Genomic DNA, 13,865 nt, shown 5'->3' with positions numbered 1-13,865 from the left:
TGCAGCCGGGCTACTGATAGCTCATCGTGAAGGTGGCCAGCCCGGTGACAGTGCCGGGTGTCACTGCGCCCGTGGAGATGTATTTCACGCTGAACGGCATATCGATGACCGGCTGGGAAGGTCCGATCTCGAACTGATTGGTGGTTTCGGCCGCGGAGCTATCCGCGCCGAAGCGCACGACCTGACCCGTCGGACCTGTGATTTGCAACTGCACGCCCTGGGCGGTGGAGGCACGCGTCAGCGTCAGCATGTCCGTGCGGTTGCCGGGCGTCGTGGCGTCGCTCAGTGTCATGTGCACCTGCAGCCTGGCGTCGTTCTGGCACGACACGCCCACGCGAAAATAGGTGGTGCCCGCCGTGTCCCCGACCCTGTCGAGCGCGGTGCGGTTGACCGTTGGCATCTCGACATTCACGGCGGGCGTGGTGGTGGTGCAGGATCTCGACATGATGGTGGTGTTGCCAATCCCTATAGCCGATAGCGGCGGCGATGACGTCTGGTTACGCGGAATGTTATGGCTGACGAGCTGAAGCAGTTCACCCATCGACACCGATCCGCCAATGGCCCCAGTGTCCACGCGGCCAGTCTTGATCAACTGGTACGTGAATGTGGCACTTCCGGAGTACCTGTCTGCACCGACATTCGGCGCGAAGTCGTCCCATCTGCCGAGCGGGATTTCCGACAGTACCTTGTTGTCGTAACTCGTACTGATGACCCGCACGCCGACGCCGGGAATGTTGGTTTGCCAGACATCGGGAACGGTAGTGGAGACTGCGGCGCGTGGAAAATACTGCAGGTAGAAGCCAACACTTCTACTGCCTTGCCATACGTTTCGCGGGCAATTGATCGTTGTCACGCTGGATCGGATAGCGCTCAGCGGTGTGCCGACGGGTGCGTCCCGGGCGACACTGATCGTGCCGAAAGAGATTGTCGATGGCGAGGTCGACATCGTGCATTGCAATACCGGCGGCCGCGGCGGTGGCTGAATCTGGGCGTACGCACCTGGACTGATGCCCCAGCATGCCAGGACGACGAACAGTGATGCCGACATCGCGTGGCGGCCGCGACGAACCGCATTGAGCAGGTATTTCATGATGCAAAGCAATCGAGTGTATCTAGTTGGACGTCCTCGGGGGGGAGGCGGTACCGCACCGAAATCCGATGTGGCATCGCCAAGTCTATGGATGGGAGATCGACCAAGAAATGGCTGATCGACGAATTTAGGAATTTTCTGAGATTCGTTGGGAAGGGGTGCCGCCAGGGACTACTGGTAACTCATCGTGAACGTGGCGATCCCGATGACTGTGCCGGGCTGCACTTCCCCCGTGGCCACGTAGTCGACGCTGAATGGAATATTGTCGGTCGTGCTGGATGGCCCGATCAGAAATTGATGGGTGTTCAGCGTCGTTGCGGCGTCCGGTCCGAAACGGACCGCGTCTCCCGAAAGGTTCGTGATCCGCAACCGTACGCCCTGGGCTGTGGAGCCGCTCGTCAGCGATAGCAGGTTTGTCCGGTTGCCCGGCGTCGTGGCATCGGTCAACGTCATATGCACCTGTACGTTCGTATCCTGCTGGCAATTGATGCCGATGCGGAAGGCGGTCCTGCCTGCCGTATCGCCCACGTTGCCTAGTGTCGACCGCGAAATCGTGGGTAGTGGTACATCCACGCTGGGCGTGGTCACAAGGCAGGAGCGCCCTGTGACAGTGGTATCGCCGAGCCCGACCGAAGACAGCGTGCCCGACGTGACATTCGTGTTGCCGTTGGCACTCACCAGCCGGAACAGCCTGCCGACCTGCATTGTTCCGGTGCCGGTGACCGGCCCCGTCTTGATCAACTGGTAGGTGAACTGGGCGATGTAGGTGTCGGGTCTTGAGCCGGTGTTCGGAAGAAAACTCTGGAAGCTGCCGCTGCTCACATTGGAAAGCACGCGATTGTCATAAGTTCTGCTGCGCACGCGTATGCCGACACCGGGGTAGCCCGTTTCCCATACGTCGTTGACCGTGGACGATGTGGGAAGGGTCGCGTAGGCCCGCAGACTGAAGCCCCCGTGGAGGACATAGCAGGATTCTCGTTGGCCGGCGACGGTTATGCATTGGATACGTCCGAGATTCGCCGGGCAAGTTACCGTCGTGGTCGACGTCCTGACCTCACTCAGTTCGGCGCCTACCCGTGCATCCCGTGCAGTACTGATGCTGCCGAAGGAAATCGTTGCAGGCGATGTCGACATGGTGCATTGCTGTGCCTGTGCACCCGGGCTGAATCCCCAGATCCCAAGGAGAAAGACAAGTGCCGCGGGGAACATGGACCGGGCACGACGCAACGATATGAGGGTCGTGGTCATGGCGCAAAAACGTGAGGCATGGTGTCCGAAGGCGTTGGCATGACTTCGACGCGAGACCGGGCGACGTCACGAGCGGAAGTCTAGGGACCGGCTGCCCCCTCAGAAATCGCTGAATGACGAAATTGAGATGTTTCTGATTTGCGAACGAGCGGGAAGTGGAAAGCTGTGCAGCGAGGGAGACATCCCCGGTGAAACCGGGAAGAAGTGTGACGAGCGAGAGGCAGGTGAAGGAAAGGTGAAGGAAAGGTGCGGAGCAGGCGCCCCGCACCGGGCTTGCGGCAAAAGACTTGCGACTACTACTTTTTGGTGACCTTCGTATCGGTCTTGCTGCCCGTGGCCTTGTTGTACTGCGCCACATATTCCTCGAACAGCTTGCGGATCGACTTGCCGATCTTCTGGTAATCCGATTCGTTAAGGTTGGCCAGCGAGACACGGCCAGACGGATGGCGTGTGCCAAAGCCGCGTCCGGGCAGCAGCACCACACCCGCCTCCTCGGCCAGGCGGAACAGCAGCTCCGCCGGTTCGGCCGATGCCAGCACCCATTTCACAAATTCGGGTCCGATGGCTTTGCCGCCGAGTTGCTCGATATCGAGCAGCGTGTAGTAGTCCACCACGTTGGGGTCCACCGCATCATCGGGCGCGATGCCGATCTCGCGGTACAGCGCGGCCTTCCGACTACGGATCAGCCGCTTCATCGCCTGCTTGTACGCGTCGGGCGTATCCATCAGCGAGAACAGCGAGAACAGCACCATCTGCACTTGCTGCGGTGTGGAGAGCCCCGCCGTGTGGTTCAGCGCCACGGTGCGGCTGTCGGCCACGATGCGGTCGATGAACTTGAGCTGGTCCGGCGTGGTGGTGATCGAGTGATAGCGCTTGTGCAGTTGATCGCGCTGGTCCTTCGGCAACTTGGCGAGCTTGTCGTCGAAGATATTCTCGCGATGCGTGGCAATGACACCCAGTCGCCAACCCGTGGCACCGAAGTACTTCGAGAACGAGTAGACCAGGATGGTGTTGCGCGGGCACAGTGCGAACAGCGAGACGAAGTTGTCGGCGAAGGTGCCGTAGACATCGTCGGTCAGGATGATCAGGTCCGGGCGTTCCTCGATGATCGACGCCAGGTACTCCAGGCTTTCATCGCTCATGCGCACCGACGGCGGGTTGCTCGGATTGACGAGGAAGAACGCCTTGACGCTGGGGTCGCGCAGCTTGTCGAGTTCCTTGTTCGAATACTGCCAGCGCGATTCGGGGTCCGCATCGATCGACAGTTCCACAAGCTGGTAATCGTTCAGTTCCGGAATTTCGATATACGGCGTGAAGATCGGCATGCCCAGCGCGATCTTGTCGCCCGCCTTGAGCAGGTGGTTCTCGCGCATCGAATTGAACAGGTACGTCATGGCGGCTGTGCCGCCTTCCACCGCGAAGAGATCGAAGTCGCCGATGAACGGGTGGTTGCCGATCATCTCCTTGCGGATGTACTGGCCGACGATCACCTCGCTCAGCTTGAGCATGCGGTCCGGCACGGGATAGTTGCACGCCAGGATGCCCTCGCACATCTCGTAGAGGAAATCGCCGGCGTTCAGGCCAAGCTGGTCGCGGACGTACGACACCGCACCGGCCAGGAACTTCACGCCTGGCACGTCCTGGTGATCGCGTGCGAACAAATCGAAGCGTTCCTCGATGCCATCGCGGCGCGGAAAGCCGCCGACGCCTTCGGGCATGTACTGGAACGAGCGCTCGGACTCGCGCATCGCGAACAGGCCGAGCTGCCAGAAGCCATGGCGCGGCACCGTGGCAAGGAAGTTCGGGTTGCCACGCCCGGCGTTGAGCATCAGGCGGTTGGAGTCGCTGCTGGCCAGCTTGATCAGTTCATCCTTCAGTTCGAACGGCGACAGGCTCGCCAGCTTGGAGAGATCCGGTTTGCTCATGGTGTGTAGCCTCCTGGGATTTCGATTGATCGACGAGTGAGGGGGATCGGCAGTCTGGTCAGACCAGGCCGACCACTAGTGGGCCAAGCAGTGTCAGCAGCACGTTGGCCAGGGCATAGGTAATGGCGAAGGGCACGGTCGGTACCGGGCTTTCGGCCTTGTCGAGGATGCCGCCGAACGCGGGGTTGGCGCTGCGCGAGCCGGACAGCGCACCGGCCAGGATCGCGGCGTTGTCGTACTTAAGCACGTAGCGGCCGAACAACATCGTCAGGAACAGCGGCAGCAGCGTGACCACGGCGCCAAGCAGGAAGATCTGCAGGCCGCTCTGGCGCAACGTGTCCACGGCCTGCAGGCCAGAGTTCAGGCCGACAATCGCGACGAACGCCGCCAGCCCGAAATCCTTGAGCAGCTGGCATGCGGCGGTAGGCATCGCGCCGTACATCGGATGCTTGGACCGCATCCAGCCGAAGACGAGACCCGACAGCAGCGCGCCGCCACCCGAACCCAGCGTGAGCGGGATGGAGCCGATGCGCACCACCAGCAACCCGATCAGCAGGCCTACCAGCACGCCGGCGCCGAAGTACACGAAATCGGTCTTCTCGCTGGGCACCAGTTCATAGCCCGCGTGCTTGACGGCGCGCTTGGTGTCTTCGGGCGTACCGTAGAAGGTGAGGATGTCGCCATGCTGCAGCTTCAGGTCGGGCAGGATCGGCAGCGGATGGTCATAGCGTTCGATGCGCTCCACGTAGACGCCATGGCGCATGTCGCGGCCGACCTGGGCAATGATTTCGGTCACCGACTTGTTGTTCATGCCCTTGAGCGTGAACACGGCGCGTCGCGTCTGCATGACCATGCCCATGCCTTCGGCGTCGGCCACTTCTTCGCCGATCACAAGCGCGGTGGGCACCATCGCGTCGCGGCGGCCCACCAGCAGCACCAGGTCTCCGGCTTCGAGAACGGTGTTCTGATCGAACGCGAGGGGTTTGCCGCCGCGCTGGACCTTCTCTACCGTGACCAGGTCCTCTCCGCCCACTTCGATGTCCTTGACCGACTTCCCGGCGGCGCCGGTGACGCGGAACAAGCGGCCCACGAGCCGGGGCAGCGCGCCAGCCTGGCCTGGACCAAACTGCGGCAGGCCGCCGTGCATGGCGGCCTCCATCTTCTTGGCATCGGTCTTCAGGTCCGAACCCATGAAGCGCGGCAGGATGTTCACGCAGACGATGATGGCGCCGAGCGAGCCGAACACATAGGTCACCGCGTAGCCGATGGCCACGTTGGCCTGCATGGTCTTCACCACGTCAGGCGGCAGCCCTAGCTTGGTGATGGCGTCGCCCGCCGTACCGATGATGGCGGACTGCGTCATGCCGCCCGCTGCGAGCCCTGCGGCCAGGCCCTTGTCGAGATGGAACAGCTTGGCCAGCACTACCACGGTGACGAGACCGGCCACGGCCATGAACACGGCCATCGCAATCTCGCGCAGCGAACTGCGGTTCAGCGAGTTGAAGAACTGCGGTCCGCTTTCATAGCCCACCGCATAGATGAACACGGCGAACATCACGGCCTTTACGCCGTTGTCGATCTCCACGCCCACCTGGCTGATGATCACGGCGGCCAGCAGCGAGCCAGCGACGCCGCCCAACTGGAATTTCCCGAAGGTGATCTTGCCGATGGCGTACCCGATGGCCAGCGACAGGAACAGCGCTGACTCGGGTGATTTCTGGAAGATGGCATGTAACCAATCCATGGAACCTCCTTAAAGCGTGACGCGGATGAGGGGGCGCATGATCCGGTGCGCGAGGCGCCGGGCATGCCGGACACAGCTACTGCGGCACCATGCCGCGGCTGACCATTACGGAATTAGCCAAACGGCCACGCAATGGCGTCGGGGAGAGAGGATTGGAATCGAGGAAGGCTGGGCCGCTCACGGCGTGGCCGGACTGCGGGGCGGATACGGATGGCATGACGCGACGCGGGCCTCCCTATGGCTCATGGCAAGCCTGCGGCCGTGCGGCAGGCGAGAGCCATTATCAGCGTGGGGTCGCGACGTGCGTACTGAAAGCTTTTGACAGCGTATTAAACGGGATCGTAAATCCTTCAATTATTCTGCTCCGCGCAAGAAAAAGCCCCGCATGGGCGGGGCTGGGGTGTTGCAGTTGGCGCGGATTCAAAGCGGCCGATGCGGCCACCCATTACTTACCCATCACTTTCCGCTGTTGAGTCGATCCTGGATGTGCTTGGCGCGTGCATCGGAGCCAGGGTGTGAGCTCAGCATGCTCGACTTGCCGCCATCGAGCTTGGCCAGTTTCTGGAACGCGGTCACCAGCGCTTGCCGGTTGGCCCCGTTCTTCGTGAGCAGGTCGAACGAGTAATCGTCGGCCGCCGACTCCTGGCGCTGCGAGAACTGGGCATTGATAAACGTCTCGCCCAGTTCCCCGATCTGCGACGACGACAGCGCGGTCAGCGCCGTGTTGCCCGTGGAGCCGAGCAGCCCGCGTGCCGCCGCCGTGGTGTATGCCACCTGCATGGCTGCCTTGGTGTGGCCCAGCGCCACGTGTCCGATTTCGTGGCCGAGCACGCCGCGCACTTCGTCGTCGGTCATCAGGTCCATCAGTCCGCTGTAGACGCGAACACAACCATTGGCCATGGCCCACGCATTCACGTCCTTGGTCACATAGACCTTGGCATCGAGGGGCAGGCCGGTGTTCTTCAGGCCGCTCATGATGTTCACCAGGCGTTTTGCGTAGGTGCTGTCGGCTGCGGCGAGCGTGTTCTTCTTGTCCATCTCGGCGCAGGACTGGTCGGAGAGCTGCTTCACGCTGGCATCGCTGAGCGTGGCGGCCGTGAACAGGCTGCCGCCGGCCTGGGTCAGGCTATCCATGTTGGCACCTGCACAGCCGGCAAGCAGGGCGGCGCAGCCGAGGGCCGCAGCGGTGGCGGTGGCATTGGCGAGGAGTCGCTTCATGGTCGGTTCCCTGTATCGATGTGTTCTGGTTGGAGCCTCGAAGGATAAGCAAGCGCAACCGCACTCGCCAGCGGTTTATGTCTGACATGGCAAAGGTTTGATTTGACTCCGCCAGATGCCCCGGCGACACCCTGCGACGGCAGCGTGGCGCAGGCCACATACCGCGCGGCGGGGGCTGTGAGAAGGTCTGTCCATCCGGATTCCACCCGGCGTGAAACAACGAGCGGCACCGCACATATCGGCACGGGTGTAGGCCGCAACATGCAGGTATGGCAGTAGTTGAATGTATGCCAAGAAAAACAAAAAAGCATTTGTCGACACTGGAACGGGGCTTGGTTGGGCGCAGGGTCAGAAACTTTCTGTGATGTGCTTCAAGCTCCATTCCCATCGAAACCCGACTATTGGGAAGACCGGGAGCTTGTGACATGCGCAGCCTGATCATCAATGCCGACGATTTCGGATTTGACCAAGAGACGTGCGCCACCACGGTGGATTGCTTCGAAGCGGGCCTGCTGACCAGCGCCACCATCATGGTAGGTTGCGAGGGTTCCAAAGCCGCCTACGAATACGCGCGCGAAAACCGCAAACGCTTTTCGTTCGGCCTGCACTTCAATATCGTGGATGGCTTCGCGCCGGCAGCCAACCAGGCCAATTCGCTATGCGACGAAAGCGGCAGCTTCCGCGAAAGCGACGACCAGCGCCTGGCGGCCATGTGGGGCAGGCTGACGGTGGCCGACATCCGGCGCGAATTCCGTCTGCAACTGGAAGAACTGCGCGACAACTACGTGGAGGTCACGCACATCGACAGCCACGGCCACCTGCACAAATTCCCCGCAATCATTTATTCGCTGCGCTCCGAAATGCGCCGCGCCGGCGTGACCTGGGTCCGCCGTCCGCAGAACGTATTCCTGCGCCCCAACGGCAAACGCCGCGTGATCAACAACGTCTTCGCCATCCCGTTCTGGGGGTTGATGCGCACCGACTACTACTGCGCCGTGGACAGCGGCGACGAGATGTGGGCCAAGCGCCTGCCCGAACTGCTGCCCGAAGGACTGACCGAGGTGTCCGTCCACCCAGGCCGCAACGAGGCGTGGCGCTACAACGAAGCCAGCCCGTTGCTCAAGCCGGACGAATTCCGTCGCGCGCTGAACGAAGCGGGGATCGAGTTGACGAGGTATCGGGCGTTTGGGTGAGGGGTGCAGAAAACAGAAAACCCCGCAGCGTTGGTGCTTGCGGGGTTTTTTATGAAATGCGCGGAAAGCTTTGGTGCCCGGGGTCGGACTCGAACCGACACGCCTTGCGGCGGGGGATTTTGAGTCCCCTGCGTCTACCTGTTTCACCACCCGGGCATGGGTCTGGCAACGGCCGGGAAGGGCGTCACGCGACGATGAAACGCGGATTATGCCGGATTTTCGGGCGCCTCACAACCGCTGGGCGCTGCGTCGGCCACACGGGCGCAATCGGGCGGTCACGGCAGTTGGGGTAGGATAGCGCGCAGCCGCGTCATGCGGCCACGCCGTGTTTCTTACCGGAGCCGAGTGCCATGTCCGCCGAGCCGACCCTCGACCTCACCGTAGCCGCCAGCCTTGCCGCGCTGGCCGCCTTGCCTTCGCAGGACCCCGCGTTCTACGCCCAGGCGTATGACAACCGCGCCAACGTGCCGGACAACGCCGTGCATATGGCGCGATGGGCGGCGGATTCGGCGCTGGTGCGCGCGGGTGCCGTCACGTATTTCGAGGATCTGGCTTACGGCGATGCCGCCAGCGAGACCCTCGACTACTTTCCCGCCAATTCCCTCGACGACGATCATCCGCCGCCGCTGCTCGTCTTCGTGCATGGCGGCTACTTCCGCGCGCTGGACAAGCGCGACCATAGTTTCGTGGCGAACGTGCCCACGCGCCGTGGGGTGTCCGTGGCCGTGGTCAACTACGCGCTATGTCCGGCGGTGAGTGTCGAGACGATCGTCAGTCAGGTGTTGCAGTCGGTGGCATGGCTGTATCGCGAGGCCGAGCGGCTCGGTCATGATCGGCGTCGCATCTTTGTGGCCGGACATTCGGTGGGCGGACATCTGGTAGCGATGCTGATGGCGGCGCGCTGGCCGGACGTCGGTGCCGACCTGCCGGTGGATCTGATCAAGGGTGGTTTGTCGATCAGCGGCCTGTACGACATGGAGCCGCTGCGTCGCACGGGTTTTTTGCAGTCGGATCTGCAACTGACCGAAGCCGCTGTGGCACGGCTCTCACCGGCTTATATGACGCCGGCTACGGGCGCGCCATTGATCACGGCGGTAGGTGAGCTGGAATCGAGCGAGTATCACCGACACAATGCGCTGATCCGCGCCGCATGGCCGGACAACGCACGCGAAGACATCGCGCTGCCGGGCAAGCACCATTTCACGGCGATGGATGATTTGATGCGCGATGACAGTGTGTTGACGCGGGCGTTGCTGGGGATGATTGCGGGGGTTTGAGCTTCGATTCCCGCTGATGGTTTATTCCCCTCTCCCGCTTGCGGGAGAGGGGTTAGGGGAGAGGGCAGGCGCTTCGTCTGCGATAGACGTGGTTAGAGCTTGAAGCTCTGGCCCTCTCCCCCGCCCCTCTCCCGCACGCGGGAGAGGGGAGAAAGATCAGGGCGGGAGAGGGGAGTGAACACAGGGCGATCAACTACCCCTTCAACTCCAGCACCTTCAGCAACGACGACGTATCGTCTTTGCCCCAGTCCTGACGCATCAGCTCGACCAGTTGTCCCGACGTAGCCCGCATCGCAGGCAGGTCGATACCCAACTCCCCCGCCAGATCAGCCGCCAGGCCGAAATCCTTCGCATGCAACCGCGATTCGATGCCGGCGGCGAAATCGCGTGCCACCATCTTCGGGCCCATCAGGTCGAGCATGCGGCTGCCGGCCATGCCGGTGGACATTGCCTGGAAGACCTTGCCGGTATCCACGCCCTGCGCGCCTGCGAAGCGCATCGCCTCGGCAATGCCCTGGATGTTCACCACCTGGGCGATCTGGTTGCACAGCTTGGCCACTTGTCCGGCGCCGTTGTCACCAATATGCGTGATGGTCTTGCCAAGGCACTCCAGCATCGGCCGCACTTTCTCCAGGTTCTCTGCCTTGCCGCCGACCATGATGGTCAGCGTGCCCGCCTGAGCGGCGGTCGTGCCGCCCGATACCGGGCAGTCCAGCGCTTCGATACCCTTGGCGGCCAGCGCCTGCGCGATCTCGCGCGTGACCACCGGTGAGATCGTGCTGTGGTCGACGCAGATGGTGCCGGGTGCGGCGCCTTCGATCACGCCGTTCTGGCCGAGCAGGACTTCGCGCACGTCTTCCGATGTGGTCACGTTCGTGAACACCACCTCCGCGCCGCGAGCGGCCTCAGCGGGTGTGAAGAACGGTTCCGCGCCCAGCGCGCGGGCAGCGTCGGCGGCCTCGGGGCGGCGTACAAAGGCGCGCACCGTGTGGCCGGCGCGGATGAGGTGGCCAACCATCGGAGCGCCCATCGCGCCCAGGCCGATAAAAGCTACGGTCGTCATGTTTGCGGACTCGATTGAAAAGGGTTACTTCGCGGCCAGCCGCCACAGCGACGTGACTTCGGCCTTGCGTGCGGCGTGCAGCGGATCGTCGGCATCGGCGGCCTTCGGATGGCGCGGACGCACATCCGAGCGGCCCAGTACCTTGAGACCAGCGGCATCGATCCAGCCCAGCAGTTCCTCGCGGGAGCGCAGGCCGAGATGCTCGGCAAAGTCCGACAGGATCAGCCAGCCTTCACCGCCCGGCTCCAGGTGCGCTGCCAGCCCGGTCAGGAAACCGCGCAGCATGCGGCTTTCCGGATCGAACACCGCGTGCTCGATGGCCGAGCTAGGACGCGCCGGCACCCACGGCGGATTGCAGACGATCAGCGGGGCGCGGCCTTCGGGGAAAAGGTCGGCGTCGACGATTTCCACATCGTCATCGAGACCCAGCCGTTCGATGTTCTCGCGTGCGCAGGCCAGCGCGCGCGGGTCCTGATCGGTGCCGATCACACGCCGCACGCCTCGCTGGGCCAGCAACGCGGCCAGCACGCCGGTGCCAGTGCCAACGTCAAACGCCAGTGTATCGGACGGCAGCGGCGTCTTGGCCACGAGTTCGAGATACTCGCCGCGCACGGGCGAGAACACGCCGTACCACGGATGAATGCGCTCGCCGAGCATCGGAATCTCGACTCCCTTCTTTCGCCATTCATACGCGCCGATCAGGCCGAGCAGTTCGCGCATCGACGCCACGTAAGCCGCATCGGCCGGGCCGTAGACCTGTTCGCAGGCTTCCTGCACATCGGGCGCACGGCGCAGCGGCACCACATGGCCGGCCTCGAACGGCAGCAGCAGCATGCCGAGCGTGCGGGCGCGCTGCGATTGGGCCAGCCGGTGCTTGTGGAAGGACTCGGTGATGCTGACGGGCGTCTTGTCCGCATTGCGCGATTTGCGTTGCGGCTTCTTGTCCACACGGCGCGCCATGGCTTGCAGCAACTGGCGCGCGTTCTGAAAATCGCCGCGCCAGAGCAGGGCGGTGCCTTCACTCGCCAGCCGGTAGGCAGTATCGGCCGGCGTCTGGTCATCGGCGATCACCACGCGCTTGGGCGGCGGCAGGCCGGACTCGGAACGCCAGAGCGCGCTGTGCTCGGCACCGTCTTCGGTCCAGTGGATGGTGGGGAGGGGTTGGGCAGGAGACATTGCTTATATATATGTACGTGTGGTGAGCTTACAGCTCATATGCCTCGTGATCACCGGACATCGCTTGCTCCACGAGCTTGCGGTTCAGCGTCGGCGAGAACAGTTCGATGAAGGTGTAGACGAAGCTGCGCAGATACGCGCCTTGCTTGACGGCCAGATGGGTGACATTGGTGCCGAACAGGTGGCCCACAGGAATCGCGCGCAGATTGCGGTCCCGCTCGGGATCGAAGGCCAGTCCAGCCACGATGCCGATGCCCAGGCCGATCTCGACATAAGTCTTGATCACGTCGGCGTCGATGGCTTCGAGGATGATGTCCGGCTCCAGCTGGCGCAATTCGAATGCCTTGTCGATCTTGGGGCGCCCTGCGAAGTTCACGTCATACGTGATCAGCGGATAGGCGGCCAGATCGTCGAGCGTCAGGTGCTTCTTCTCTAGCAGCGGATGATCGGCTGGCGTAATCGCCACATGCTGCCACTGGTAGCCGGGCAGGGAGACCAGCGCCTTGTCGCGCGTGATGCCTTCCGTGGCGATACCGATATCGGCCTGGTCGTGCAGGATCATGTCTGCGATCTGAGCCGGCGTGCCCTGCTGGATCGACAACCGCACCTTGGGGTACCGCTTGGTGAACTCCGCGATCACGCGCGGCAGGGCGTAGCGCGCCTGCGTGTGCGTAGTGGCGATGGTGAAGTTGCCCTGGTCCTGCGCGGCGTAATCCTTGCCCACGCGTTTCAGGCTTTCCACTTCCTGCAGGATCTTTTCGACCGAGACAAGGATGCGGCGGCCCGGCTCGGTCAGGCTGCGGATGCGCTTGCCGTGCCGCGTGAAGATATCGACACCCAGCTCTTCCTCAAGCTCGATGATGGCTTTGGAGACGCCGGGTTGTGATGTGTAGAGCGCTTTTGCGGCTTCGGTCAGGTTGTAATTCTGGCGGACGGCCTCGCGCACGAAGCGAAACTGGTGGAGATTCATATAACTTCGCTCGTATAAACAAACAACTTCTTATTAGTTTGAGATATGAGGCGAGTTTATTACGATTCTCGAACTTTGTTAAACGCCCGCCTGCCCGAATTGCGTCCGCATCTTGCCTGCCCCAGGTGAAGTTGGCGCCCCAGGCGGGCCCAAGTCGAGAAAAAGTCCCCGATGTCCCTAGCCTTCACCGTCTCCGGTCTGCTGGTAGGTATCCTGGTTGGCCTGACCGGGGTAGGCGGGGGCTCGCTCATGACGCCGCTGCTCACGTTGCTGTTCGGCTTCTCGCCGGCTACCGCCGTGGGCACCGATCTGGCCTTCGCGGCCATCACCAAGGGCTTCGGCACCATCGCCCATCGCGCGCATGGCCATGTGCAATGGGCCGTGGTGCGCCGCCTGTGCCTCGGCAGCCTGCCTACCGCCGTGATCGCCATCCTCGTGCTCAAGAGCGCGGGTGAGCTGAACGCGCAATGGCTGCATGCCATCCGCCTGACGATTGGCGTCTCGGTGCTGCTGACCGTGGTGTCGCTGCTGTTCCGTAAGCAGATGCTGGCGTGGCTCGAACGCAATCCGCGCTTCCAGTTGCATGGCCGCCGCCAGGTGGTGGCGACCGTGGCAGTCGGCGCCGTGATCGGCGTGCTCGTCACGGTGTCGTCGATCGGCGCGGGCGCCGTGGGCGCGACGCTGATCCTGCTGCTGTATCCCCACATGAAGCCCGCCGAAGTGGCTGGCACCGATATCGCCTACGCCGTGCCGCTTACGGCCGTGGCCGGGCTGGGCCACGTGTGGCTTGGCACCGTCGACTGGAATTTGTTGCTGGCGCTGCTGGTGGGCTCGATCCCCGGCATCTGGCTTGGCGCGCAATTGTCACGAAAGCTGCCCGAGCGGCTCGTGCGCGCCGCACTCGCGACTACGCTCACGCTGGTCGCCATCAAGCTCGTTTCCTAAGCATTCACGAATACTG

At 62.9% G+C, this 13,865-nt stretch carries 11 protein-coding genes and 1 tRNA gene; 3 read left to right on the top strand and 9 right to left on the bottom strand.

The window, feature by feature from the left end:
* Window positions 1-10 precede the first annotated feature (10 nt).
* The 5 genes from GA566_RS12725 to GA566_RS12705 all read right to left on the bottom strand — a co-directional run bounded on the left by GA566_RS12725 (window position 11) and on the right by GA566_RS12705 (window position 7,225).
* Entirely contained in the window at window positions 11-1,090 is a 1,080-nt protein-coding gene (locus tag GA566_RS12725; RefSeq protein WP_160472912.1) for a fimbrial protein, read from the bottom strand.
* A gap of 171 nt (window positions 1,091-1,261) precedes the next feature.
* Window positions 1,262-1,951, bottom strand: a complete 690-nt coding sequence (locus tag GA566_RS12720; RefSeq protein WP_160472911.1) for a fimbrial protein — start codon at window positions 1,949-1,951, stop codon at window positions 1,262-1,264.
* A gap of 683 nt (window positions 1,952-2,634) precedes the next feature.
* The gene (locus GA566_RS12715; RefSeq protein ID WP_137926131.1) at window positions 2,635-4,263 is read right to left on the bottom strand and encodes a bifunctional aspartate transaminase/aspartate 4-decarboxylase; all 1,629 of its coding nucleotides are present in this window, start codon (window positions 4,261-4,263) and stop codon (window positions 2,635-2,637) included.
* Window positions 4,264-4,321: 58 nt separating this feature from the next.
* Complete coding sequence (gene aspT / locus GA566_RS12710) at window positions 4,322-6,007, bottom strand: aspartate-alanine antiporter (protein ID WP_137926132.1); 1,686 nt, start codon at window positions 6,005-6,007, stop codon at window positions 4,322-4,324.
* Between the two features lie 456 nt (window positions 6,008-6,463).
* Window positions 6,464-7,225 (bottom strand): M48 family metallopeptidase, encoded by a 762-nt coding sequence (locus tag GA566_RS12705; RefSeq protein ID WP_137926133.1) that lies wholly within the window; start codon window positions 7,223-7,225, stop codon window positions 6,464-6,466.
* A 425-nt stretch (window positions 7,226-7,650) separates the two neighbouring features.
* On the opposite strand from GA566_RS12705, the gene GA566_RS12700 reads away from it, so the two are divergent.
* Window positions 7,651-8,418 carry a ChbG/HpnK family deacetylase gene (locus tag GA566_RS12700; protein WP_160472910.1) on the top strand — a complete coding sequence of 256 codons (768 nt, stop codon included), beginning with the start codon at window positions 7,651-7,653 and terminating at the stop codon, window positions 8,416-8,418.
* Window positions 8,419-8,489: 71 nt separating this feature from the next.
* Here the strand turns inward: GA566_RS12700 and GA566_RS12695 are convergent.
* A tRNA-Leu gene (locus tag GA566_RS12695) sits at window positions 8,490-8,574 on the bottom strand.
* Window positions 8,575-8,768: 194 nt separating this feature from the next.
* Here GA566_RS12695 and GA566_RS12690 point away from each other — a divergent pair.
* On the top strand, window positions 8,769-9,695 hold the full coding sequence (locus GA566_RS12690; protein ID WP_160472909.1) for an alpha/beta hydrolase: 927 nt from the start codon (window positions 8,769-8,771) through the stop codon (window positions 9,693-9,695).
* A 193-nt stretch (window positions 9,696-9,888) separates the two neighbouring features.
* Here the strand turns inward: GA566_RS12690 and GA566_RS12685 are convergent, their stop codons facing one another.
* The 3 genes from GA566_RS12685 to GA566_RS12675 are packed head-to-tail and all read right to left on the bottom strand — an operon-like array spanning window position 9,889 to window position 12,904.
* A complete protein-coding gene (locus GA566_RS12685) occupies window positions 9,889-10,758 on the bottom strand; it encodes an NAD(P)-dependent oxidoreductase (protein ID WP_160472908.1) in 870 nt (289 codons plus the stop codon).
* Window positions 10,759-10,782: 24 nt separating this feature from the next.
* Window positions 10,783-11,934, bottom strand: coding sequence for a class I SAM-dependent methyltransferase (locus GA566_RS12680; protein WP_160472907.1), 1,152 nt, complete (start codon window positions 11,932-11,934; stop codon window positions 10,783-10,785).
* A 28-nt stretch (window positions 11,935-11,962) separates the two neighbouring features.
* Window positions 11,963-12,904: a CysB family HTH-type transcriptional regulator gene (locus GA566_RS12675; RefSeq protein ID WP_137926138.1), complete on the bottom strand. Its 942-nt coding sequence runs from the start codon at window positions 12,902-12,904 to the stop codon at window positions 11,963-11,965.
* Window positions 12,905-13,075: 171 nt separating this feature from the next.
* On the opposite strand from GA566_RS12675, the gene GA566_RS12670 reads away from it, so the two are divergent.
* Window positions 13,076-13,849 (top strand): sulfite exporter TauE/SafE family protein, encoded by a 774-nt coding sequence (locus GA566_RS12670; RefSeq protein WP_137926139.1) that lies wholly within the window; start codon window positions 13,076-13,078, stop codon window positions 13,847-13,849.
* Window positions 13,850-13,865 lie beyond the last annotated feature (16 nt).

The organism is Cupriavidus sp. SW-Y-13 (genome assembly GCF_009793345.1).
Lineage (GTDB): Bacteria > Pseudomonadota > Gammaproteobacteria > Burkholderiales > Burkholderiaceae > Cupriavidus.
The sequence above is the reverse complement of the archived record's forward strand: the minus strand, read 5'-3'. Positions and strand labels throughout refer to the sequence as shown.